The organism is Phenylobacterium sp. J426 (genome assembly GCF_024699945.1).
Taxonomy (GTDB): Bacteria; Pseudomonadota; Alphaproteobacteria; order Caulobacterales; family Caulobacteraceae; genus Phenylobacterium.
Genome location: NZ_JAJOMY010000001.1, coordinates 2,780,166 through 2,802,405, shown reverse-complemented (window position 1 = coordinate 2,802,405; position 22,240 = coordinate 2,780,166). Strand labels below are relative to the sequence as shown.

The 22,240-nt window shown below is 70.1% G+C and carries 20 protein-coding genes and 1 pseudogene; 10 read left to right on the top strand and 11 right to left on the bottom strand.

The features are described 5' to 3' along the window. The first annotated feature begins 393 nt into the window (after positions 1-393). On the top strand, positions 394-720 hold the full coding sequence (locus tag LRS10_RS14720) for an energy transducer TonB (RefSeq protein ID WP_257837933.1): 327 nt from the start codon (positions 394-396) through the stop codon (positions 718-720). On the opposite strand, the pseudogene LRS10_RS14715 reads toward LRS10_RS14720, so the two are convergent. Both LRS10_RS14715 and LRS10_RS14710 read right to left on the bottom strand, forming a co-directional pair. Beyond that, positions 717-1,887, bottom strand: a pseudogene (locus tag LRS10_RS14715) (acyl-CoA dehydrogenase family protein). The gene LRS10_RS14720 and the pseudogene LRS10_RS14715 sit on opposite strands and share 4 nt — an antisense overlap. Positions 1,888-1,906: 19 nt before the next feature. Further along, complete coding sequence (locus LRS10_RS14710) at positions 1,907-2,902, bottom strand: FAD-binding oxidoreductase (protein WP_257837931.1); 996 nt, start codon at positions 2,900-2,902, stop codon at positions 1,907-1,909. A gap of 114 nt (positions 2,903-3,016) precedes the next feature. Between LRS10_RS14710 and LRS10_RS14705 the strand changes: the two genes are divergently transcribed. The 4 genes from LRS10_RS14705 (at position 3,017) to LRS10_RS14690 (ending at position 5,717) form a co-directional block, all read left to right on the top strand. After that, positions 3,017-3,568 (top strand): hemerythrin domain-containing protein, encoded by a 552-nt coding sequence (locus LRS10_RS14705; RefSeq protein WP_257837930.1) that lies wholly within the window; start codon positions 3,017-3,019, stop codon positions 3,566-3,568. 4 nt (positions 3,569-3,572) lie between these two features. Beyond that, entirely contained in the window at positions 3,573-4,112 is a 540-nt protein-coding gene (locus LRS10_RS14700) for a CinA family protein (protein ID WP_257837929.1), read from the top strand. Between the two features lie 127 nt (positions 4,113-4,239). Next, the gene (locus LRS10_RS14695) at positions 4,240-4,890 is read left to right on the top strand and encodes a DUF6644 family protein (protein WP_257837928.1); all 651 of its coding nucleotides are present in this window, start codon (positions 4,240-4,242) and stop codon (positions 4,888-4,890) included. After that, complete coding sequence (locus LRS10_RS14690; RefSeq protein ID WP_257837927.1) at positions 4,887-5,717, top strand: DUF6644 family protein; 831 nt, start codon at positions 4,887-4,889, stop codon at positions 5,715-5,717. The genes LRS10_RS14695 and LRS10_RS14690 overlap by 4 nt, the downstream gene beginning before the upstream one ends. On the opposite strand, the gene LRS10_RS14685 is transcribed toward LRS10_RS14690, so the two are convergent. Continuing rightward, complete coding sequence (locus tag LRS10_RS14685; RefSeq protein ID WP_257837926.1) at positions 5,714-6,655, bottom strand: LysR family transcriptional regulator; 942 nt, start codon at positions 6,653-6,655, stop codon at positions 5,714-5,716. The two genes, LRS10_RS14690 and LRS10_RS14685, sit on opposite strands and share 4 nt — an antisense overlap. A 136-nt stretch (positions 6,656-6,791) precedes the next feature. Here LRS10_RS14685 and LRS10_RS14680 point away from each other — a divergent pair, with 136 nt between their 5' ends. Then, positions 6,792-7,373, top strand: a complete 582-nt coding sequence (locus LRS10_RS14680) for an NADPH-dependent FMN reductase (protein ID WP_257837925.1) — start codon at positions 6,792-6,794, stop codon at positions 7,371-7,373. Positions 7,374-7,378: 5 nt separating this feature from the next. After that, positions 7,379-8,185, top strand: a complete 807-nt coding sequence (locus LRS10_RS14675; protein WP_257837924.1) for a class III extradiol ring-cleavage dioxygenase — start codon at positions 7,379-7,381, stop codon at positions 8,183-8,185. An 88-nt stretch (positions 8,186-8,273) separates the two neighbouring features. On the opposite strand, the gene LRS10_RS14670 is transcribed toward LRS10_RS14675, so the two are convergent. From LRS10_RS14670 to LRS10_RS14660, 3 genes are all read right to left on the bottom strand, one after another. Then, entirely contained in the window at positions 8,274-10,673 is a 2,400-nt protein-coding gene (locus tag LRS10_RS14670) for an ATP-binding protein (protein ID WP_257837923.1), read from the bottom strand. A 65-nt stretch (positions 10,674-10,738) separates the two neighbouring features. Beyond that, positions 10,739-11,467 (bottom strand): RNA methyltransferase, encoded by a 729-nt coding sequence (locus tag LRS10_RS14665; RefSeq protein WP_257837922.1) that lies wholly within the window; start codon positions 11,465-11,467, stop codon positions 10,739-10,741. 157 nt (positions 11,468-11,624) lie between these two features. Beyond that, on the bottom strand, positions 11,625-13,649 hold the full coding sequence (locus LRS10_RS14660; RefSeq protein ID WP_257837921.1) for a M13 family metallopeptidase: 2,025 nt from the start codon (positions 13,647-13,649) through the stop codon (positions 11,625-11,627). A 152-nt stretch (positions 13,650-13,801) separates the two neighbouring features. Between LRS10_RS14660 and LRS10_RS14655 the strand changes: the two genes are divergently transcribed. Further along, entirely contained in the window at positions 13,802-14,236 is a 435-nt protein-coding gene (locus tag LRS10_RS14655) for a nuclear transport factor 2 family protein (RefSeq protein ID WP_257837920.1), read from the top strand. 6 nt (positions 14,237-14,242) lie between these two features. Here the strand turns inward: LRS10_RS14655 and LRS10_RS14650 are convergent, their stop codons facing one another. Next, a complete protein-coding gene (locus LRS10_RS14650; RefSeq protein WP_257837919.1) occupies positions 14,243-15,061 on the bottom strand; it encodes an acyl-CoA thioesterase II in 819 nt (272 codons plus the stop codon). A gap of 77 nt (positions 15,062-15,138) precedes the next feature. On the opposite strand from LRS10_RS14650, the gene LRS10_RS14645 reads away from it, so the two are divergent. After that, positions 15,139-15,996 carry a pirin family protein gene (locus tag LRS10_RS14645; RefSeq protein WP_257837918.1) on the top strand — a complete coding sequence of 286 codons (858 nt, stop codon included), beginning with the start codon at positions 15,139-15,141 and terminating at the stop codon, positions 15,994-15,996. On the opposite strand, the gene LRS10_RS14640 is transcribed toward LRS10_RS14645, so the two are convergent. Next, positions 15,993-16,763, bottom strand: coding sequence for an SDR family NAD(P)-dependent oxidoreductase (locus LRS10_RS14640; RefSeq protein ID WP_257837917.1), 771 nt, complete (start codon positions 16,761-16,763; stop codon positions 15,993-15,995). The two genes, LRS10_RS14645 and LRS10_RS14640, sit on opposite strands and share 4 nt — an antisense overlap. Positions 16,764-16,821: 58 nt before the next feature. Then, complete coding sequence (locus LRS10_RS14635) at positions 16,822-17,025, bottom strand: hypothetical protein (protein ID WP_257837916.1); 204 nt, start codon at positions 17,023-17,025, stop codon at positions 16,822-16,824. A gap of 340 nt (positions 17,026-17,365) precedes the next feature. On the opposite strand from LRS10_RS14635, the gene LRS10_RS14630 reads away from it, so the two are divergent. After that, positions 17,366-18,127 (top strand): Crp/Fnr family transcriptional regulator, encoded by a 762-nt coding sequence (locus LRS10_RS14630; protein ID WP_257837915.1) that lies wholly within the window; start codon positions 17,366-17,368, stop codon positions 18,125-18,127. Here the strand turns inward: LRS10_RS14630 and LRS10_RS14625 are convergent. After that, positions 18,103-19,509, bottom strand: coding sequence for an AMP-binding protein (locus LRS10_RS14625; protein WP_257837914.1), 1,407 nt, complete (start codon positions 19,507-19,509; stop codon positions 18,103-18,105). The two genes, LRS10_RS14630 and LRS10_RS14625, sit on opposite strands and share 25 nt — an antisense overlap. After that, positions 19,509-22,205, bottom strand: a complete 2,697-nt coding sequence (gene ppc / locus LRS10_RS14620) for a phosphoenolpyruvate carboxylase (RefSeq protein WP_257837913.1) — start codon at positions 22,203-22,205, stop codon at positions 19,509-19,511. The genes LRS10_RS14625 and ppc overlap by 1 nt, the downstream gene beginning before the upstream one ends. Positions 22,206-22,240 lie beyond the last annotated feature (35 nt).

Genomic DNA, 22,240 nt, shown 5'->3' with positions numbered 1-22,240 from the left:
TGTCTTACATTTGTAAGCTTGGAGTTCGAACATGGCTGCCCAGGCGTTTCACCCCTTCGCGCTTACCTGGAACGGCAAGCGGCTGAAGCCGCAGACCACGCTCATCGTGGGACTGTCGGTCGCAGCCCACGCCGGTGTCGCGGCCTACCTGGCGATGATGCAGTTCGCGCCGCCGCCGGTGACCGACTACGAGGCGCCGCCGTTCCGCGGCTTCGTCGACGTGTTGCCCAAGAAGACGCCGCCGCCCCCGCCAAAGGAGCGCCCCCCGGAGCGCATCACGCCCAACACCCCGCTCAACACCACCTCGACCGTGGTCGCCCCCTGCCCCTCGATCCGCCGGACGAGCCGGCTCCGCCGCCGATCGGCCCGATCGCCAAGCTGGACCCGCCGCCGGTGCAGACGCGCCCCCAACCCGATCCCGTCATCGGCAATCCCAGCTGGCTGCGGCTGCCGGACGCCGAAGACCTGGCGCGCCACTATCCGGACGGCGCGATCCGGCGCGGCCTGGAAGGCTCCGCCACCATTTCCTGCACGGTCACGGCGAAGGGCGCGATCGGCGGCTGCGAGGTGGTGTCGGAGACCCCGGCCGGCGTGGGCTTCGGCCAGGCGGCGGTGAAGCTGTCCCGCTACTTCCGGATGAACCCGAAGACCGTCGACGGGCGAGCCGTCGAGGGCGGGATCGTCCGGATCCCGATCCGCTTCCAGCTCCCGAACGGCTAGTAGCTCTTCGGAAGGCCGAGCACGCGCTCGGCGATGTAGTTGAAGATCATCTCACGGCTGACGGGGGCGATGCGCGGGATCATCGCCTCCCGGAACCAGCGCTCGACATCGTATTCCCTGGCGTAGCCCATGCCGCCGTGGGTGAGGACGGCGGCCTCGCAGGCGTTGAAGCCGGCCTCGCCGGCCAGGTACTTGGCGGCGTTGGCCTCGGCGCCGCACTCGCGGCCGGCGTCGTGGAGGGCGGCCGCCTTGAAGGCCATCAGATTGGCGGCCTCCAGCTCGGCCCACGACCTTGCCAGCGGATGGGCCACGCCCTGGTTCTGACCGATGGGGCGGCCGAAGACGACCCGCTCCCTTGCGTAGGCGGCGGCCTTCCTCAGCGCGGCGCGGCCGAGCCCCACGGCTTCCGCCGCGATCAGCACGCGCTCAGGGTTCAGCCCCTCCAGCAGGTAGCGGAAGCCCTGCCCTTCCTCGCCGACCAGCGCGTCGGCGGGGACATGCAGGTCGTCGATGAAGACGGCGTTCGACTCGACGGCCTTGCGGCCCATCTTGGGGATCGGCGTCGCCTGAATCTTCGAGCGGTCGAAGTCGACGTAGAACAGGCTGATGCCTTCGGTGGGCTTCCTGGCCTCTTCCCGCGGCGTGGTGCGGGCGACGATCAGCATCTTGGTCGCCCGCTGCGCCATCGTCGTCCACATCTTGCGGCCGGAGATGACATAGCCGTCGTTGGTGCGGATCGCGCGGGTGGCGACGCGCGTGGTGTCGAGGCCGGCGTCCGGCTCGGTGACGCCGAAGCACATGCGGTCCTCGCCGGAGATCAGGCGCGGGATCAGCTTCTGCTTCTGCGCAGGTGTGCCGAACCTGGCGAGCGGCATGGGGCCGAAGATGTTGAGGTGCAGGGCGCTGGCGCCCGAGAAGCCCGCGCCGCTCTCGGCTACCGCCTGCATGGCGATGGCGGCCTCGGTCAGGCCGAGGCCGGAGCCGCCCAGCTCGACGGGCATGGCCGCGCCCAGCCAGCCGGCGGCCGCCATGTCGGCGACGAAGGCCTCGGGAAAGTCGCCGGTCTCGTCGCAGCGGCGCCAGTAGTCGGCGTCGAACCGGGCGCATAGCTTCAGCACGCCGTCCGCGGATCGCCTGCTGCTCGTCGGTCAGCCAGAAGCCGGTCATCGGAAGCGCCTCGGGTCCATCAGGGGGCGTCGGCGCCCGGATCCGCGCCGGTTGCGAACGCGGCCACCATGCGGCCGACGAGCGGGGCCAGCAGCCAGCCGTTGCGGCGCGCGCCGGCGGCCAGGATCACGCGGGGCTCGGCGCCGTAGCCGACCAGCGGCAGGCCGTCCGGCGTGGCGGCGCGAACGCCCGCCGAGAGCTCGAACGGCGCGCCGGCGAGGTCCGGGAACAGGCGGGCGGCGGCGGCTCGCAGCGGCTCGGCCTTGGCGGGATCGACGGCGGCGTCGGCGACGCCGGCCTCCATCGTGGCGCCGATGGTCATCACGCCGTCACCGGGTGCGGCGTAGGCTCCCTGGCCGCGGACGGTGACACCGGCCGCCCACGGCGCGCGGGCGCGCAGGATGTGGCCCTTGATCGGCGAAAGGGCCGAGAGCTCCGGGGCCAGCCGCTCCGCCCCGGAGCCCGTGGCGACGACCAGGAGATCGGCGTCGCCGCGCCCGCCGACGGCCTCGCGCCGGAAGGTCACGCCGGCCTCCGCCGCAGCGTTCCGTAGGGCGGACAGCGCCTGAACCGGGTCGATCCGCCAATCCTCTCGGGTCAGCAGCGCGCGGGGCCAAGCCGCGGCAAGTCCGGGCGCCAGCGCCCGGGCGGTGGCCGCCGGCAGCTCGGCGGCGTGCAGGCCGAGGCGGACGAACCCTGCGGCCACGTCTTCGAGCCAGGTCTCGTCGCCCACCGCCATGGCGCCGTCGCGGCGCAGGGCCACGCCGGTCCGCTCGGCCAGGCCCGGCCAGAGGTCGCGGGCGCCCAGCAGCAGGTCGAAGTGCGGCCGGGCCGAGGCGTCGAGGACGGCCTCGAAGGACGGCGCGATCATGCCCGCGGCCACGCCCGAGGCGTTATCGGCCGGTTCAGCCGGGTCGCAGACCGTGACCGTGCAACCCGCGTCGGCCAGCGCCACGGCGCAGGCGAGGCCCAGCGCCCCCGCCCCCGCGATCGTCACCTTCGCCTGCCGGTCCATCACGCCCTAACGACCCGTACCGCCAGCGAAAATCAAGGCCGCGCTGTGACGGAACCCGGCTTGCCGAGAGGGGTTCAGACGAACGCCCCCATCACAAGCCCACGGAGACCCCCCATGGCTGCCGGGACCCAGAGCCAGTCCAGCAAGCGCAAAGCGTCGAGCAAGTCCAAGTCCAACCCCGGCATCACCAAGACCGGCAAGGCCTCGATGCAGCCCGACGACGGCGTGTCCGATCTGATGCGGGACCATCGCAAGGTCGAGGAACTGTTCAAGCAGTACGAAGCTACCGAGGACGACGGCGGCAAGGAGAAGCTGGTCGCCCAGATCAGCCTGGAGCTGAAGATCCACATGCAGCTCGAGGAGGAGGTCTTCTACCCCGCCTCGCGCGATTTCGTGGACGAGCAGGACACCGTCAACGAGGCGATCGTCGAGCATCAGTCCGCCAAGGACCTGATGGCCGAGCTGGCCGGCATGAAGCCGTCCGACGAGTTCTACGACGCCAAGGTCAAGGTGCTGCAGGAGATGATCGAGCACCACGTTGGCGAGGAGGAAGAAGAATACTTCCCCGAGGTGCGTCGCTCGGAGATGGACCTGAAGGCCGTCGGCGAGCAGATGGCGTCCCTGCGGGAGTCGCTGATGGGCGAGATGGGCGCCCGGCCGAACTGACGGCATGGCCGAAGCCCTCGATCCCGCGGTTTCGCCCGAGATCGACCGCCTCGCGCAGGAAGTTCTGCGCGAGGCGTGCGACCGGCGGCTGAGCCTGGCCACGGCCGAAAGCTGCACGGGCGGCTTGTTGGCCTCGCTGCTCACCGACCTGCCGGGCGTCTCCCACGCCTTCGAGCGCGGCTTCGTGGTATACACGCCGGAGGCCAAGCACGAGATGCTGGGCGTTCCGACCACGGTCATCGACAACGACGGGGTGGTGAGCGAGCGCTGCGCCCGCGCCATGGCCGAAGGCGCCATCGCCCATTCAAAGGCGGAGGTCGCCGTCTCGATCACCGGCTTCGCGGAGGGCGGCCCCGGACAGCCGGCGGGGCTTGTCCACTTCGCCTGCGCCCGGCACGGCAGCCCCACGCTCCACAGGAAGGAGACCTTCGGCGACGTGGGCCGCGCGGAAGTGCGCCTGAAGGCTCTGAAGACGGCGCTCGAACTGCTGCGCGAGCAGATCGCGCCACGGCGGTCCGCAACCGTCTCGCCGAACGCTGCCTGAACAGCGTTCACGAATCCCCCTACCCTCGGCCGCTCCCGTGTTTGCGTGTTGCCAAGCCGCAGCAATTCCGCAATGGAGGGAGCCTAAGTCCTCGGTAGAAGGACCGGTATGTTTTAGGGGGGCCTAGGTGCTGCGAGACTTCCTGGTCTGGCTCGCGACCGAGCTGGGTAAGGGCAAGGGCGAATACGACCTGTCCTGGAGCGAGGCGCTGGCTTCGTCTCTGAATTTCTGGGGCCTTCTGGAAGGCACCCACGTCCTCACGCTGATGCTGTTCGCCGGCACCATCTTCCTGGTGGACCTGCGGCTTCTGGGCGTGGCGTTCAAGCGGACGCCGGTCTCCGTGATCAGCGACAAGGTGCTACCGCTCACGGTGGTCGGCTTCGCGCTGATGGTGCTGACCGGGGTGGCGCTCTTCTACGCCAAGCCATTGGTTTACTACCACAATCTTTGGTTCCGGCTGAAACTGATCTTCCTCGCCATCGCGTTGATCAACATCATGATCTTCCACTGGCGCGTGCAGAAGAACCGGCATGACTGGGATACGCTGGCCAAGCCGCCCGGTAAGGCGCGGCTCTCGGCGGCGGTCTCGCTGCTGGCCTGGCTCGCGGTCATCACCACGGGCCGCTTCATCGCCTACGACTGGTACGAGTGCGGCAAGGCCCTGCCCGACTGGGCGAACGCGGCCCAATCCTGCGCCACGTCCGAGGCGGGGGCGACCAACCTGGACAACGTCACCGTCTTCGCTTCGGAGCCCACCTCTTCGGAGTCCGGACAATGAGCCTCGTGCCTCAGGATTTCCTCCCCGCCATCGGGCCGTGGGTCTCCACCCTGGACGACGTTTGGCCCGGCGCGGCCGTGAAGCCGTACTTCGCCCACTGGGAAGTCGGCCACCTCGTGGCCATGCTGATGCTCGGCGGCGCCAGCATCCTGCTCAATCTGCGCCTGATCGGCTTCGGCCTGTCCGATCAAACGCCGTCGGAGGTTCGCCGCGACGTCGCCCCCTGGCTGCACGCCGGGGTCTTCGGCATCCTGTTCACCGGCCTGCTGATCGGCGCGTCGAACCCGGACCGCCTCTACACGTCGGAAGCCTTCACGGCGAAGATGCTGGGCCTGGCCGCGGCGCTGATCCTGACCTACGGCGTCAGCCTGCCGCTGGCGCGGGCCGATGGCCGCGCGGGATCGGTCACGCGCCTGCTGGGGCTGATGGGCCTAGTGATCTGGGCCCTGTCGCTCTACGTCTTCGCCTCGGCCAAGCTGGTGAACCCCGGCCTGTGGCATGTCCTGACGGCGGCGGCCCTGATCGTGCTGTTCGTCAGCCGGGGCCTGACGCGGATCGTCTATCTGGCCGGCCTCATCGGCCTGATCCTCATCCAGTTCGTGACCACCCATATCGTCATCAAGCCGGATGACTTCACGCGGCTCGACCCTGCCAACAAGGCGTTCTTCTGGGTCTTCCTCGTGTGGATCCTCGGCGCGGCGGCGGTGCAGACGCTCTCCGCGGGCCGGGGCGAGCACGGCGGGGCCTTCACCAAGGCGATGGCCTACGCCGCGATCCTCGTCTGGATCACGACGGCCGCCGCCGGTCGCTGGATCGCGTTCGCTTAGGGGTTCAGAGCGCAGGGGCTGGGTGCTTGCTGCCCCAGCCCTTGTGCCAGTCCGGCTCCCCCCGCGTAGCGCTCGGCCAGGAAATCCACGAAGCCACGCACCTTGGCCGCCAAGTGGCGAGCGTGCGGATAGACCGCGTGGATGTGGATCAGCTCGGGCTCGTAGTGGCAGAGCACCGGGACGAGGCGGCCGGACCGGAGATCCTCGGCCGCCGCGAACGCCGGCGTCCGGACGATCCCGAAGCCGGCCCTGGCCGCCGCCACGCAGGCGTCGGCGCCGGCGAAGCGGAGCCGGCCGCGGACGCGGACGTCGTGCGGCTCTCCGGCCCGCAGGAAACGCCAGACCGTCGGATCGCGCATGTTGGTGTCGAGGATCGCCTCCATGCCCGAGAGGTCCGCGAGGTCCCCGGGAGCGCCTACACGGGCCAAGTAGTCGGGCGAGGCGCAGGTCACCATCCGAACGGCGGCAAGCTTGCGCGCCACCAGCGATGAGTCCGACAGGTGGCCGATGCGGATGGCCACGTCGAAACCCTCCTCCACCAGATTGACCATGCGGTCGCTGAACACCACGTCCAGCGCGACGGCGTTGCAGACCGCGGCGAACTCGAGGAGCGCCGGGGTCAGCTGAGTCGCGCCGAACGACATCGGCGCCGAGATCTTCAGGAGCCCTGATGGTCCGCTCTGATCGCGGACGGTGGTCTCCAGGGTCTCGAACTCCTCCAGCAACTCGCGGGCGCGCTCCAGGTACGCGCGGCCCACGTCGGTCAGCGAGACGTCGCGCGTGGTGCGGTTGAGCAGCCGGGCCTTCAGGCGGTTCTCGAGCCGGGCCACCAGCTTGGAGACCTGGGCCGACGACACGTCCAGCTTGCGGGCGCCCTGGGTGAAGCTGCGGGCGTCGGCCACGGCTACGAAGGCGGCGATCTCGTCCAGGCGGTCCATGGAGATTGTTTCCTTTCCGGCAAGACAGTCCTCCAATTCCGGGCAATTATCAACAAGACGGATAAGGACCACCTTTCACTCGATCCGGGGCGTTCAGGGAATGAACCCTCGGAACCCGCTCTCGAAAGGCCCTCCCATGTCCCAAGTCCGCACCGTCGCCGTCGTCGTAGGCTCCCTCCGCAAGGACTCGGTGAGCCGCAAGGTCGCCAAGGCGCTGGCCGCCCAGACCCCGAACCTCAAGTTCCGGTTCGTCGAGATCGGCGACCTGCCGCACTACGACCAGGACATCGAGACCGACGCGCCCCCCGCCGCCTGGACCCGCTTCCGCAACGAAGTCGCCGGCGCCGACGCCGTTCTGTTCGTGACTCCGGAGTACAACCGCTCGGTTCCGGGCGTGCTGAAGAACGCCATCGACGTGGGCTCGCGGCCCTACGGCGCCAGCGCCTGGGACGGCAAGCCCGGCGCCGTGATCAGCGTCAGCCCCGGCGCCATCGGTGGCTTCGGCGCCAACCACCACCTGCGCCAGGCCCTGGTGTTCCTGAACGTGCCGCTGCTCAGCCAGGAGGCTTATATCGGCAACGCGTTCGCGCTGTTCGACGAGGCGGGCGAGCTGATCAACGAGAGCACGGCCGAGTTCCTCAAGAGCTTCGGCGCGGCCTTCACCGGCTGGATCGAGAAGATCCTGGCCGATGCGCCGGCCACCAGGGCGGCGGCGTAACGGCCATGCGCCAGCCGGCGGTGTTCATCCCCCACGGCGCGGGTCCGTGCTTCTTCATGGAGTGGACCCGCGGGCCGGCCGACACCTGGGCGCGGACGGAGGCCTTCCTCCGCGGCCTCGTGGCCGGGCTTCCGGAACGGCCGCGCGCCATCCTGGTGGTCTCGAGCCACTGGGAGGAGCCGGTCTTCACCGTGGGCTCGGGCGAGGCGCCGCAACTGATCTTCGACTACTACGGCTTTCCCGAGCACGCCTATGAGCTGACCTTCCCCGCACCGGGCTCGCCGGAGCTGGCGACGCGGGTGCAGGCGCTGCTGAAGGGGGCCGGCATCGCCTCGGCGGCGGACCCGGCGCGCGGGTGGGATCACGGCGTCTTCGTGCCCTTGAAGCTGGTGACGCCGGACGCCGACATCCCCGTCGTCCAGCTCTCGTTGAAGGCGTCGCTGGACCCGGCCGAGCACCTAGCCGCAGGCCGTGCGCTGGCGCCGCTTCGCGACGAGGGCGTGCTGATCGTGGGTTCGGGGATGAGCTGGCACAACATGCGAGGCTTCTCGCCGGCCTATACCCAGGCCTCGGCGGATTTCGACGCCTGGCTGGCCGAGGCCGTGCAGGATCCCGGCAAGCTCGCGCGCTGGGCCGAGGCGCCGAACGGGCGGCTCGCCCACCCCCGCGAAGAACACCTGGCGCCGATCTTCGTCGCCGCCGGCGCCGCCGAGGGCGAACCGGCGGAGGTCGTGTTCCGCGACACCGTCATGGACGTGGTGGTCTCGGCCCACCAGTTCGGCGCGCCGCAGCTTGCGGCCCGCGCCGCCTAGTTCCCCAGCGAGGGACCCGGAGGCCCTCTCCTCCCCCAGGCGACGCATACCCGCCTCGGAGGGCCTCCGGACTTGCGTCCAGGACGCGTCAGGCGGCGGCGGACTTCGCTGCTTCCGAGGTCGCCAGGGCGGCCTGCAGAGCTTCATAAAGACGGGCGGCTTCGATGGGCTTGGCGACGTAGCCGTCCATCCCCGCCTCCAGGTATTCGGCCACCTGGTGGCTCATGGCGTTGGCGGTGAGCGCCACGATCGGCGTGCGCGCGCGGCGGGTCGCCACCTCGCGGGTGCGGATCAGGGCCGTGGCCGTCGGGCCGTCCATCACCGGCATCTGGATGTCCATGAGGATCACGTCCCAGGGCTCGCGCTCCCAGGCGGCCACAGCTTCGCGGCCATCTGGCACGATCACGGGCTCGACGCCGACCTGCGCCAGGAGGGTCTTCAGGACGAGCTGGTTCATGCCGTTGTCCTCGGCGGCGAGGATGCGCAGCGGCCGATCGGGCGCAGCGTCCTGGGGCGCCGGGGCGGCCTTCGACTTCGACGGCGCCTTGCGGCGGGCCAGCTTCTCCAGCGGCAGGCGGACAGTGAAGGTGGCGCCGTGGCCACGAGCGCTGGCGACCGTGATCCCACCGCCCATCAGCTCGGTCAGTTCGCGGCAGATAGCGAGGCCAAGGCCCGTGCCGCCGAACCGGCGGGTCGTGGAGGCGTCGGCCTGCTCGAACTTGCCGAACAGGTGGGCGATCTGGTCGGGGGCGATGCCGATGCCGCTGTCGGCCACCTCGAAGACGAGCTCGCCCGCCTTGCGGGAGACCTGCACCTTCACGCCCCCGCGGTCGGTGAACTTCAAGGCGTTGGAGACCAGGTTCCAGAGCACCTGGCGCACGCGCACCGGATCGCCGCGATAGACGCCGCGGGCGGCCCGGTCGATGGCGAGCTGGAAGGTCAGGCTCTTCTCGGCCGCGACCGCGCCGAACGTGGCGTGGACCGCCTGGGCCAGCTCCGCCAGGTCGAACTCCGCCTCCTCCAGCTCGAGCTTGCCCGCCTCGATCTTCGAGAGGTCCAGAACGTCGTTGAGGATCGCCAGCAGGCTCTCGCCGGAATGCCGGATGACGTCTAGGCGCTCGCGCTGCGCGGCCGAAAGGTGGTCGGCCGCCATGGCCTGGGCCATGCCCAGCACGCCGTTGAGGGGCGTGCGGATCTCGTGGCTCATGGTCGCCAGGAAGGCGCTCTTGGCCCGGTTGGCGGCCTCGGCGTCCTCCTTGGCGCGGATGAGCGCCTGCTCCTGCGCCTTACGGCCGGTGATGTCCTGCAGCGCGCCGATCAGCCGGCGCGGCCGGCCCTGGTCGTCGGCGATGATGCGGGCCGTTCCGGCCACCCACACCTCCCGGCCATCGGGCCGCGCGACGCGGTACTCGGGGTAATACGGCGCGCCCTCGGCCAGGTGGCGTTCCCACGCCTCCTGCACGCCGGCACGGTCTCGGGGATCGACGGTGCTCCACACATCGCGCGACAGCGTCTCGTAGGTGTGGGCTTCGACGAAGAAGCCGTCATCGGCGCCGACGGTGACCAGTTCCCGCCGGGCGTAGTCCAGCTCGAAGACGTGGAGCTCGGCGATCTCCATGGCCAGCTGCATGCGGTCCTCGGACCGCTGGGTGCGCTCCAGCGCCTCGACCACCTCGGTGATGTCGTAGGAGGCCATGATCAGGCCGCCGACGTCGCCCTCGGCGTCCCGCCAGGGCGTGATCTCGACCCGGACCCAGTTGGTGCCGCCATCGGCGCGCGGCAGGCCGTGGCGCGGCACCTTGTAGCCCGTCCCGGCCGCCACCGAGCGCGTCAGACCCTCACGCCACTGTTCGAAGATGTCGGGGCGCAGATCGTAGAGCGTCTCACCCGTCACCTGGCGCCCGGCCAAGCCGCGACCCTCGATCCAGGGCGGGCTGGCGTAGACGACGCGCATGTCGCGATCGGTGAGAACGAGGGAGACCGGCAGGGCGTCGATGATGGCGCCCAGCGTGCGTTCGTAGCCGGACCTCGCCTCCTTGGCCTTCACGCGGATCCATTCGTCGGCGACGAAATCCGCCAGGTCCTGCAACCGGCCGGCCAGGGCGCGATCGTAGGCCCGAGCCTCGAGGCCCGCGACCCAGATGGCGCCCGGCGTGGAGCCGTCCTCGAGGCGGATCGGCGCGCCGGCGAAGAAGCGCACGAAGGGGGCCGCGGCCACGGCCGGAACGTCGGCGAAGCGGGGATCGGCGGCGCAGTCCTCGACCCAGAGGAGTTCGCCCGTCCGCAACACCTCGCAGACCCCCGGCGCCTCGCCGTCGGCCTGGTACCCGCCGCGGCTGCGCCAGACCCCGGCGTCGCTCACGAGGGTGACCTGCGAGTCCACCTCGCCGAACAGGGTGCGGGCCAGCCGCGTCGCGCGGTCGAACACCGCGGCGGATTGCTCCAGCCCGGCCGGCATGCCAACGGCGCTGCGCGTGTTGCGCCCCATAAGCTCCCCCGACGGGCAAGGCGCCCGCGACGGTTCAGCCTGTCACGGTCCGGTTAAGCCGGGCTTTAGATCGCGCGATTTCGGGCAAGGTGATGCAGGACCACGCCGCTGGTGGTCGCGACGTTCAGGCTGTCGAAGCCGCCGGCCATGGCGATGCGCACGGTGCGGGTGCGGCCCAGCACCGCCGGCGCCAGGCCGGGGCCCTCGGCGCCGAAGAGGGCGGCGAGGCGTTTCGGCGGCGCGAGGTCTCCCAACTCCACCTCGCCACGCGGGCTCAGGGCCAGGACCTCGAGACCGGCTCCGGCCAGGGTTCCGACGAGGTCGGCGCCTCGCGGCAGGCGCGCGAAGGGGACGGTGAGCGCCGCCCCCACGCTGACCCGGATCGCCTTGCGGTACAGCGGGTCGCAGCAGTCGGCGTCCAGCACCACCGCGTCGGCGCCGAACGCGGCGGCGTTGCGGAAGACGCCGCCCATGTTGTCGTGGTTGGCGATGGCCGAGAGACCGACAACGAGCGCGCGCTCGCCCAGGCCGGCGACAAGCTGGGCGGGATCGCGCTCGGGACGGCGGCCCAGCGCCAGGACGCCCCGATGGATCGGAAAGCCGACGATCGCGTCCATCACCGCCTGCGATGCGGCATAGATGGGCGTATCGGCCGGCAGCTGTGCTGTGAGCTCGGCGAGACCGTCCAGCCGGCGCTCGGCCACCAGCAGGGAGACGAGGCGGTCGGGGATCGCCCGCACCGCCTTCTCCAGCACCACCCGCCCCTCGGCGACGAACAGGCCGTCGCGGCCCACGAGATCGCGCTCGCGGACCGCGCGGTAGCCCCCGATGCGGGGGTCGTCCGGATCGCTGACCGACTCGACTACCAGATCTTCACCCGGTCGGCGGGCGCCAGGTACAGCTTTTGGCCCGGCTGGACGGCGAAGGCCGGATACCAAGGGTCCTGGTTCCTTACTGTGAGCGCCCGCCAGGGCCCGGCGAGTGGACGCCGGTGATCACCGCCCGGCGCAGCGCGGCCTCGCGATACTTGGCCCGGTAGTTCTGGGCCCAGCCGAAGAAGAAGCGCTGATCGGCGGTGAACCCGTCGATCACCGGCCCCTCCGCGCCGCCCAGCGACAGGCGGTAGGCGTCGTAGGCCGCCGCCAGGCCGGCGACGTCGGCGATGTTCTCGCCCAGCACCTGCTCTCCGCGCAAATTCAGGCCCGGCAGGGCTTCATAGGCGCTGTACTGATCGGCCAGCTTCTTGGCCTCGGCCTGGAAGCGGGCGAGATCCTCGGGCTTCCACCAGTTCTTCAGATTGCCCTCGGCGTCGAACTGGGCGCCCAGGTCGTCGAAGCCGTGGCTGACTTCGTGGCCGATCACGCCGCCGATCGCGCCGTAGTTCACGGCCGGATCTGCGTTCGGGTCGAAGAACGTCGGCTCCAGGATGCCGGCCGGGAAGATGATCGAGTTCTGCGACGGGGCGAACAGGGCGTTCACGGTGTGCGGGGTCATGAACCACTCCTCGCGGTCCACGGGTCGACCCAGCTTGGCGAGGTTGCGGCGGTACTCGAAGAGTTCGGCCCGCTCCTGATTGCCGTACGCGTCGCCGCGGACCACCTGCAGGCCGGAATAGTCGCGCCACTTGTCGGGATAGCCGACATAGACCCGGAAGTTGGCCAGCTTGGTCTTGGCCTGGGCCTTGGTCTCCGGGCTCATCCAGTCGATGCGGTCGATGCGCTGGCCGAACGCCTTCAGAACGTTATCGGCCATGGTCTTCACCTGAGCCTTGGCCTCGGGGCTGAAGTGCTTCTGGACATAGAGCTTGCCGACCGCCTCGCCGAGCGCCGCCGAGGTGTTGTCGACGCCGCGCTTCCAGCGCTCGCGCTGCTGGGGCGTGCCGGACAGGGCCTGCCCGTTGAAGGCGAAGTGCTCGTCGACGAAGGCCTTGGACAGGTACGGCGCGCCGCGTTCGATGGCGTGGAAGGCCAGGTAATCACGCCAGGCCTGTATCGGCTTCGCCCCAACCAGGAGAGCCGTGCCGCGGATGGCGCTGTCCTGCCAGGCGCCGAAGCGCGGCTGGTCGGCCAGGCCGGCGGCGCTCAGGAAGGCGTCCCAGTCGATGCCCGGCGCCTTCCGCGACAGCTCGGCGCGGGTCCAGACGGTGTTGGCCTTCTGGATGTTGGCCGTGTCGTCGACGGTCCAGTGCGTGCGGGCGATGGCGGTCTCAAGGTCGACGACGCGCTTGGCGCGGGCGTCGGCCTGGTCGTAGCCGGCCAGCCGGAACATGGCGGCGACGTGGGCCTGGTACTTGGTGCGCAATTCCCGGAAGCGGTCGCTGTCGCCCAGATAGTATTCCCTGTCGGGCATGCCGAGCCCGCCCTGCATGATGTAGGGCCGGTACTTCGTGGTGTCGGTGAGGTCCTCGGCGACCCAGAGGCCAAACAGGCGGTCAGTGTAGAAGTCGGTGGCGTTCAGGGCGTCGACGTCGGCGCGCAGGGTCAGGCCGAGCTCCCGCGACAGGTCCTTGCGGGTGCGGATGGCGTAGATCCGGTCCAGCTCGGGCTTCACGGGCTGGACGCCCAGTTGCTCGATGCGCGCCTCGTCCATGAAGCTCGCGAAGTAGTCGCCGATCTTGCGGGCCTCGGAGCCTTCGGGCGCGTTGGCGGCGGCGGACTCCTCGATGATCGCCCGGGTGCGAGCCGCCGCCGTCTCAGCGATGCTCGCGAAGCTGGTCACGTTCGAGCGGTCGGCCGGAATCTCGGTGCGGTCGGCCCACTTGCCGTTGGCATAGCGGAAGAAGTCGTCGCCCGCGGAGACCGACGTGTCCATGCCGCTAACGTCGAAACCGAAGGTCCCGACCTGGGCCTTTGGCCGGACTGGTTCGGGGGCGGGCGTCGGAACGGCGGCGGCCGGCGGAGCGGCAGGCATGGCGGCGCAGGCCGAGAGCAGGGCCGCGGCGGAGGCGGCCGCGAGCCAGAGCGGACGGACGGTCATCTGGAAACATTTCTCCCAAGCGGGCGGGATCGCCCGCGCGCGTTTGCCGGCTTCTTACACCCGGGCGGGGCACGGAAAACCCTTACAGCTTTGTCATTTGTCCGCGGACCGCGACGCATGGAACCGCTCGGCTCCTGACAGGCGGAGGGCCCATGGACCAGAAGGCTGCGATCGGTGCGGTGATCGACGAGATGTACGCCATGATCTCGGGGCCGGCGGGGCCGCGGGACTGGTCGCGCCAGCCGGAGATCTTCCACCCCGACGCCCGGCAGATGCGGACCGGCGTGGACGACGACGGAACTCCCTGGATCAGGATCATGTCGCCCGACGCGTACCGGGTCGACGTGGCCCCGTTTTTCGCAGCCAATCCGTTCTTCGAGGTGGAGATCGCCCGGCGGATCGACGTCTTGGGGAACATGGCTCATGTCTGGAGCCTGTACGAGGCGCGGACCGCGCCCGACGACGCCACGCCCGAGCGGCGCGGAATCAACTCCATCCAGCTCTATCGCCAGCCTGACGGCGGCTGGCGGATCATGTCGATGATCTGGGACAACGAGCGGCCGGGGGTCAGCGCCGAACCGTTCTAGATCACCCTATTTCTCGTCCTTGCCGCCGCGGACGCGGACGATCAGCGACTGGCTGGCGGTGGCCATCAACTCGCCCTCCTGGCTGAACAGGTACATGGCCCCGTGGGCGAAGCCGCCGTGGACGCCATGGATGCGGATGTCGGCCAGCACCCATTCGGTCGGCACGACGCGCCGGATACGGATGGTGTTGTCCAGGCTGTTGCCGCCGGCGTTGGCGCCCAGGGCGTTGCCCACGCCCGAAGGCACGAAGTCGGCCATGACGGCGAGCATCGGCGCGTCGATGACGATGGGCTCCCGCGGCCGGATCCACAGCAGCGAGCGTCCGTCGGGCTCGGGGTTGCCGATACGGTCGTTCCCGTAGCGCCCCTTGGCCATGCGAACCTCGATGCGGGTGTGCAGCCCCTCGCCCGTGCCGCGCCAGTGCTCGGCCACGTCGCAGTCTTCGGGCCTCGGCGCTTGCGGCATCTCCAGCCACTGCTGGGACAACTCGCTGGGGCGCTCGCCGAGCGCGGCGTTGACGGTGAAGATCTCTCGATCGCCGACATGCCCGATGACGCGCGCCTGGGTGTTGTACTTGCCCGCCACCGGCGTCCAGACGTCGAGGTCGACCACGCTGTCCGGCTTGGCGTAGGACAGGTACTGGGCCGTCGCCCAGACCAGCGGCCGGCCGGTGGTCCCCTGGAGGGCGGCGATGGCCGAGGCCAGACCGACGCCGCCGAACATGAACATGTTTCCGGGCGGCCCCACGCAGACGGCGCTGCTCAGGGGCATGTACCAGCGGTTGGGGTTGTGCGTCGGCCGCAGGTCGAAGAAGAGCTTGTCCATCGCGCCCTGAAAAGCGCGGCCGGCCGGGCTCTGCAAGTCCCGCCGCGCAGTTATAGGCGCCGAAGGAGACCCGCACAGTGGCCGCCAAGACCGTTCTCGCCCAGCACCCGGCCCATCGCGACGACATCGGCGATCTCGTCACGCGGCGGCCGCTGCCGGGGCCGCGCGTGGCGCAGGTGGACCCGTTCCTGTTCCTCAACCACCACGGCCCCCAGGTCTACCCGCCGAACAATGACGGCCTTCCGTTCGGTCCTCACCCGCACCGCGGATTCGAGACGGTCACCTTCATCATCGAGGGCGAGCTGGCGCACCGCGACAGCGCCGGCCACGAGAGCATCATCCGCAAGGGCGGCGTGCAGTGGATGACCGCCGGCTCGGGCCTGATCCACGCAGAGGTGTCGCCGGAGGGCTTCCTCGAGCGCGGCGGGCCGCTGGAGATCCTGCAGCTGTGGGTGAACCTGCCGGGCCGCCTGAAGATGACGCGGCCCAAGTACACCGGCGTACAGGCAGATCAGATCCCGGCTCTGGCGGCCGGCGATGCGGCGACTGTCCGGCTGATCTCCGGCGCCTGGGGCGGCGCGACAGGTCCGATCGGCTCGCTGACCGACGTCTTCATGACGGTAATCGACTTCCGGCCTGGCGGCCGTGTCGGCTTCGGGTCGCTCGGCGGACGCAGCGTCTTTCTCTACGTGGTGGCGGGCGAGGTCACGGTGAACGGCGTCGCCGCCGCACCCTGGCATCTGGTCGAACTCGATCTTGCCGGCGACACGGTGGAGATCGCGGCGAAGGGCGAGGCCCAGGTCGTCTTCGGCCACGCCCAGCCGATTGGCGAGCCCGTGGTCTCCCACGGCCCCTTCGTGATGAACACGCGGGAAGAGATCGTGGACGCGATCCGCGACTACCAGGCCGGCTTGTTCGACAACGTCTCCGCCTAGAAGTTCACCCGCGACGAAATCGCGCCGTCGACGACCATGTTGATGCCGGTGGTGAAGGACGACCGCGGGCTGGCCAGGAACACCGTCGCGGCGGCGATCTCCTCCGGCGTCGCCATCCGGCCGGTCGGGTTGCGTTTGATCATCTGCTCGAAGAAGCCGGGCATGTTGTCCCGCACCTGACCCCAAACGCCTCCGTCGAACAGGACGGTGCCCGGGGAGACCACATTGCAGCGCAGGCCCTTGGGCGCCCCTTCGCGCGCCACGCCCTTGGCGTAGTGGATGAGGGCCGCCTTGATCGAGCCGTAGGAGGAGGCGCCGGTCGCCTCGGCGGCCGAGATCGAGGAGATCAGGATGAAGGCGGCGTCGCCGTTCGCCGCGGCCGACTTCTCAAGGTGCGGCCGGGCCGCCTCGAAACTGCGGACAGCGCCCATCAGGTCGATGTCGACCATCGCCCGCCAATCGTCTTCGGACACGCCCTGGACCAGCGCGCTCGCGTTCGAAACCAGAATGTCCAGGCCGCCCAGCCTGTCGGCCGCGGCGCCGATGAACTGCTGCAAGGCCTGCTTGTCGGCGATATCGACCGGCTGGCCCCAAGCCTGGACGCCCTTGGCTTCCAGCGAGGTGACGGTCTCGGCGACCTGCTCGGGCCGCCGGGCGCAAACGGCGACGTTGGCGCCCTCCTCCGCCAGCGCTTCGGCGATAGCCCGGCCGATGCCGCGCGACCCGCCCGTCACCACCGCCGCCTTGCCCTTGAGCTTAAGGTCCATCCGCGTCTCCGATCCCGACGCCCCGAACCCTGCCAAAGGCCGAGAGCCGACGCCAGCCTCAGCTTGCCGCGCGTGCGCGCTCGTCGAGGCCGGGCGCATGCTCGCGGGCGATCACCCGGATGACGCACGCAGCGGCCGTGGCGCGGTTCGGCGCGGCGCCGGTTTCCAGCGGCCGACCCGCAACGTCGAATGCGGTCCACTGCCAACCGGCCGACGTCCTAGCGATGCGGAAACCGTAACCATCGTCCTGCGCCGCTCTCATCGTGACCTGACTCCTCGATACTCACCGACAGGCCGGATCGAACGGCGAGGAGTTCGGGACGTTCCGAGATGCAGCAAAAGAGCTTCCGCGAGCATCTGTTTTTCCTGGTGATTTGCAGCCAAGGCCACCGTTGTATGGGATCCTTGGCCGCAGAGGCGGCGAACACCTGCGGCGACTCTAAGTCGGGCGCGTTACATAGGAACCACACCCCTTTTCGCGCGCAAGTAGCTGGCCGAGGGGTACGTCCGGACGGGACAGGCGCCATCGGTCCAAGCTGAACCCGCGGCTCGCCGCGGCAAAGGTCATGGGGGATGGGATGACAGCACGCATTGCATCACGTTTGGCCGGTTGGCCGATCGAGCCGGTAGTTCGGCGCCTGCGCTCGCTCGCCACCGTCTCGGACGGCGAAGAGGCCCTCGTCCGAAGCCTCGCGGATCGCCGCGAGCGCTACGCGCCGGGCGAGGAGCTGATCGGTGAAGGACGCGCCCAAAGGCTTCCACGCTTCCTGGTGGCCGGCTGGGCCGCGCGCCAGCGCGTCCTGCCGGATGGCCGGCGACAGATCTTCAGCCTGATCCTGCCAGGAGACAGCCTGGGCGTCGCGTCGCGCAACGCTCCGCCGGCGCCGTGGGCGATCGTCGCCCTGACGGCGCTGGAAACGGTCGACGCCGAGCCGGCGCTCGAGGCCGCGCTTGACGGCCGCGCGCCCGGCGTGGCCCGCGCCATCAGCGCCGCGGCTCTCGACGAGGAGCGACTGTTGCTGGATCACATGGTGCGGCTCGGCCAGCAGACGGCGTACGAGCGCGTCGCGCACTTCCTGCTCGAGCTACAGCGCCGGCTCCAGATCGCCGGGCTGGGCGACAGTCAGCGCTTCCCGCTGCCGCTGACCCAGGAGATCCTCGCCGACGCCCTGGGCCTGTCGATCGTGCACGTGAACCGCACGCTGCAGCAGCTTCGCCGCGAACGGCTGATCGAACTGCGCTCGGGCGTCGCCATCCTTCTGCAGCCGCAGGCGCTGAGCGACATCGCGAATTGTGAGGCGGAGACGCCGTTGCGCCGCTTCTCGCCGGCCAGGCCGCGTCAGCTCGAGAGCAGGTCCGCGTAGCGCTCGCGCAGCAGGTTCTTCTGGACCTTGCCCATGGCGTTTCGCGGCAGCTCGGCGACGAACAGCACACGCTTCGGCGCCTTGTAGGCGGCCAACTGACGGCGAGCGGCCGCGATGATGGCCGCCTCGTCGCCCTGGCCCTGGACGACGGCGACGACGGCTTCCCCGAAGTCGGCGTGCGGCACGCCGATGACCGCGCTCTCCACCACGCCCGCAAGCTCGTCGAGCACCAGCTCGACCTCCTTGGGATAGACGTTGTAGCCACCTGAGATGATCAGGTCCTTGGCCCGGCCCGAGATCCAGACGCGGCCGTCGGCATCTCGCCGGCCGACATCGCCGGTGACGAAGAAGCCGTCGTCGGTGAAGTCCTGCGCCGTCTTTTCCGGCATGCGCCAGTAGCCGCCGAAGACGCTCGGACCACGGATCTCGATCACCCCGGTCTCCTCAGCGCCTCCGATCCGCAGTTCGACGCCCGGCAGCGGATAGCCGACGGAGCCCGCGAGGCGCTCGCCGTTTAGGGGATTGGTGGTGATGATCACCGCCTCGCTCATGCCGTACCGCTCGAGGATGCGCTGGCCGGTGCGATCCTCGAATTCGGCGAAGGTGGACGGCAGCAGCGGCGCGGAGCCCGAGATGAAGACCCGGACGCCTTCGGCGGTTTCGCGCGTGAAGGCCGGGTTGGCGAGAAGGCGGGTGTAGAAGGTCGGCACCCCCATCATCACCGTCGCCTTCGTCAGGCCCGCCAGCACCTCGGCGTCGGAGAACTTCGGGAGCCAGATCATCGAACAGCCGCTGAGCAGCGCGCAGTGCAGGGCCACGAACAGGCCATGGACATGGAAGACCGGTAGGGCGTGCAGCAGCACGTCGTCCGGCGTGAAGCCCCAGGCCTCGTGGAGGGCCACCGCGTTGGCGGCCAGGTTGCCGTGGCTCAGCATCGCGCCCTTGGAGCGGCCGGTGGTGCCCGAGGTGTAGATCAGGGACGCCAGGTCTGGGACCTGGCGGGGAACCGACCGCGCCAGCGGCTCGAAAGCCCTGGCGTCCCGAACATAGGCCGGCGGATCGGTGACGAAGACGCGCGGCTCGGCGTCGCCCAGGAAGTAGTCGACCTCGGCCGCCGTATAGGCGGGGTTGAGCGGCAGGAAGACGGCGCCGGTCTTCAGGGCCGCCAGGTAGACGACGATCACCTCGGGAGTTTTCTCGGCCTGCAGCGCAACCCGGTCGCCCGGCTGCACGCCCTCGGCGATCAGGCGGCCGGCCGCCTGCGCCACCCGGGCTTCCAGATCGCCGTAGCTCAGCGCCGAGCCGTCGGCGAGCAGGAAGCAGGGCTTTGTGCGGTCGGCGGGAAAGCCGGCCGCGAGCAGGTCGTAGAGGTTCTGGTTCATCAGCCGGTGTTCCGAAGGCCCGCGGCGATGCCGTTGATGGTCAGGTGGATGCCCTGGCGCACCGCCTCCTGATCGTCGCCCGATCGTCGGCGGCGGATCAGCTCGATCTGCAGGTGGTTCAGCGGATCGATGTAGGGCAGACGCGAGCGGATCACCGCGGCGAGATCCGGGCTGCGCTCGAGCAGCGCCGACTGGCCGGTGATCTCGAGCAGCGCCTGGGTGGTGCGCTCCCATTCCGCCTGGATCCGGCCGAAGACGCTATCGGCGAGCGCCCTGTCCTCCACCAGTCCGGCGTAACGGCGGGCGATGGCGAGGTCGCCCTTGGCCAGCACCATCTCCATGTTGGCGAGGGTGGTGGCGAAGAACGGCCAGGCCTCGTGCAGCTCCTTAAGCTGGCTCATGGCGACGCCGCCCTCGGCGACCGCCGAGCCGAAGCCGTACCAGCCCGGAAGCATCGCGCGGGACTGCGACCAGGAGAACACCCAGGGGATCGCCCGCAGGCCCTGGATGGTCCGCGTCGCCTGCCGCGAGGTGGGCCGGCTGCCGATGTTGAGGTCGGCGATCTCTGCGATGGGGGTGGCGGCGAAGAAGTAGTCGGCGAACCCCTCGGTCTCGTAGACGAGGCCCCGGTAGGCGCTCATCGCCTTGCGGGCGAGCGCGTCCATCGCCTTGGTGTAGGGGGCGGCGAGGTCCTCCTCCGCGCCCTGCTTGCGGAGCGAGGCCAGGACCACGCCGGCGGTCAGGGTCTCCAGGCTCTGCCGGGCGAGCTCGGGATCGGCGTACTTGTTGGCGACGACCTCGCCCTGTTCCGTGATGCGGATGCGCCCGCCGATCGTGCCCTGCGGCTGGGCGATCAGGGCGTCGAAGCTGGAGCCGCCTCCGCGCCCCACCGCCCCGCCGCGGCCGTGGAACAGCTGGAGCCTAAGGCCGACGCCGCCGACCACTGAGGTGAGCGCCCGGGAGGTCTTGTGCAGCTCCCAGGTCGAGGTGAGGTAGCTGCCGTCCTTGTTGCTGTCGGAGTAGCCGATCATCACCTCCTGCAGGCCGTGGCCGGCGAGCAGGTCGTGGACCAGCGGCATGGCCAGGTAGCGGGCCATGGTCTTCGGCGCGGCGCGCAGGTCCTCGATGGTCTCGAACAAGGGTTCGGCGAAGATCTCCGCGCGCGGTGGGGCGCCCGGCGTGAACAGGCCGACCTCCTTCAGCAGCAGGTAGACCTCCAACAGGTCGGAGACCGATTGGGTGTTCGACACGATGTAGGCGCGGATGGCCTCGGGGCCGTAGCGGCGTTTGATCTCGGCCGCCGCCTGCAGGATCTCCAGCTCCCGCGCCGTCTCCTCGCTGTAGGTGGCGAATGGCGAGGCGAGCAGCCGCCCGTGGGAGAGTTCGCGCAGTAGAAGTTCGCACCGCTTCGCCTCGTCCAGGGCCTCATAGTCGGGCGTGACCCCGGCGGACTTCAGCAGCTCGGCGGCGACCCGCGCATGGACCGCCGAGTTCTGGCGCATGTCCAGCGTGGCGAGGTGGAAGCCGAACACCTCGACGGCGCGGATCAGGTCGGGGAGAGGGCCTTCGGCAAAGGCTGGGCCATGCACCGAGAGGAGTGAGGCCAGGACGGTCTGCAGGTCGGCCCTCAGGCTGGCGGGCCCGTCGTAGGGTTCGCCCGGCGTGCTGGATGGCCTGGGCGGCGCCTCGCCCGTCAGCAGCGGATAGGTTGCGGCCAGCCTTGCGTAGATGCCGGTGAGCGCCCGGCGGTAAGGCTCGTCCACCCGCTGGGGCGACGGATCGTGGGCGGCGTCGGCGAGCGCCCGCAACTCCGGCGTCACCTCGGCGAGATCGGCCGAGATCGAAAGCTCGGCGCCCAGGGCGTGGATGCGGTCGAGGTACAGGCGGAGCGCGGCTCGGGCTTGCTTGGCGAGCGCCTGGCGCATGACGGCGGCGGTGACGAAGGGGTTGCCGTCGCGGTCGCCGCCGACCCAGGACCCAACGCTGAGGAAGCTCGGCAGGTCCGGCTCTCCGAGCACCTCACGCCAGTGCGCGTAGAGCCTGGGCAGGGCCGCAAGGAAGCTGCGCTCGAAGTAGGAGACGGCGTTTTCGATCTCGTCGCTGACGGCGATCTTCACCGGCCGCAACAGGCGGGTCCGCCAGAAGATCGAGACCTCGCGCACCAGCTCACGCTCGACGGCGGCGCGCTCGGCGTCGGTGCGGGCGCGGTCGAAGGCCTCCAGGCCGTGGGCGATGGCGCTCTGGCGGTCCAGCACGCTCTTGCGGCGCACCTCGCTCGGGTGGGCGGTGATCACCGGGGCGATCAGGGCGCCGGCCAGAAGCTCCAGAGCCTCCTCGCGGTCGACGCCGTCGGCGGCGAGGCTCCGGAGCGCGCCGGCCAGGGTGTCATGGCGCGCGTCGCCGGCACGGATCCGTCGGCGCTGGATCTGGTCCTCGGCGATGTTGGTGATCTGCAGGAAGCAGGCGAACGAGTGGGCGAAGCGGACGGTCTCCTCAAGGCTGAGGGAGCCGAGCCGTTCAGCCATCAGGCGCGCGGCCTCGGGGGTGCCGTCACGGTGGAACCCGACCGAGGCCTTTCGGATGTCCTCGATCTGGTTGAACACCGCCAGGCCGTCCTGGGCGCGGATGACGTCCCCCAGCACCCGGCCCAGAAAGCGGACGGTGGCGCGGAGCTGGTCTGGAAGGGACTGGGTCATGACGGAGCGCTTTAAAGCCCCGTCGGCGACCTGCG

Excerpts from the sequence above, each read along its gene's own strand:
- LRS10_RS14710 (WP_257837931.1), bottom strand. The coding sequence starts at position 2,902 with ATGGACCGGCAGGCGAAGGTGACGATCGCGGGGGCGGGGGCGCTGGGC.
- LRS10_RS14705 (WP_257837930.1), top strand. The coding sequence starts at position 3,017 with ATGGCTGCCGGGACCCAGAGCCAGTCCAGCAAGCGCAAAGCGTCGAGC.
- LRS10_RS14700 (WP_257837929.1), top strand. The coding sequence starts at position 3,573 with ATGGCCGAAGCCCTCGATCCCGCGGTTTCGCCCGAGATCGACCGCCTC.
- LRS10_RS14690 (WP_257837927.1), top strand. The coding sequence starts at position 4,887 with ATGAGCCTCGTGCCTCAGGATTTCCTCCCCGCCATCGGGCCGTGGGTC.
- LRS10_RS14685 (WP_257837926.1), bottom strand. The coding sequence starts at position 6,655 with ATGGACCGCCTGGACGAGATCGCCGCCTTCGTAGCCGTGGCCGACGCC.
- LRS10_RS14680 (WP_257837925.1), top strand. The coding sequence starts at position 6,792 with ATGTCCCAAGTCCGCACCGTCGCCGTCGTCGTAGGCTCCCTCCGCAAG.
- LRS10_RS14675 (WP_257837924.1), top strand. The coding sequence starts at position 7,379 with ATGCGCCAGCCGGCGGTGTTCATCCCCCACGGCGCGGGTCCGTGCTTC.
- LRS10_RS14670 (WP_257837923.1), bottom strand. The coding sequence starts at position 10,673 with ATGGGGCGCAACACGCGCAGCGCCGTTGGCATGCCGGCCGGGCTGGAG.
- LRS10_RS14660 (WP_257837921.1), bottom strand. The coding sequence starts at position 13,649 with ATGACCGTCCGTCCGCTCTGGCTCGCGGCCGCCTCCGCCGCGGCCCTG.
- LRS10_RS14655 (WP_257837920.1), top strand. The coding sequence starts at position 13,802 with ATGGACCAGAAGGCTGCGATCGGTGCGGTGATCGACGAGATGTACGCC.
- LRS10_RS14650 (WP_257837919.1), bottom strand. The coding sequence starts at position 15,061 with ATGGACAAGCTCTTCTTCGACCTGCGGCCGACGCACAACCCCAACCGC.
- LRS10_RS14640 (WP_257837917.1), bottom strand. The coding sequence starts at position 16,763 with ATGGACCTTAAGCTCAAGGGCAAGGCGGCGGTGGTGACGGGCGGGTCG.
- LRS10_RS14635 (WP_257837916.1), bottom strand. The coding sequence starts at position 17,025 with ATGAGAGCGGCGCAGGACGATGGTTACGGTTTCCGCATCGCTAGGACG.
- LRS10_RS14625 (WP_257837914.1), bottom strand. The coding sequence starts at position 19,509 with ATGAACCAGAACCTCTACGACCTGCTCGCGGCCGGCTTTCCCGCCGAC.
- ppc (WP_257837913.1), bottom strand. The coding sequence starts at position 22,205 with ATGACCCAGTCCCTTCCAGACCAGCTCCGCGCCACCGTCCGCTTTCTG.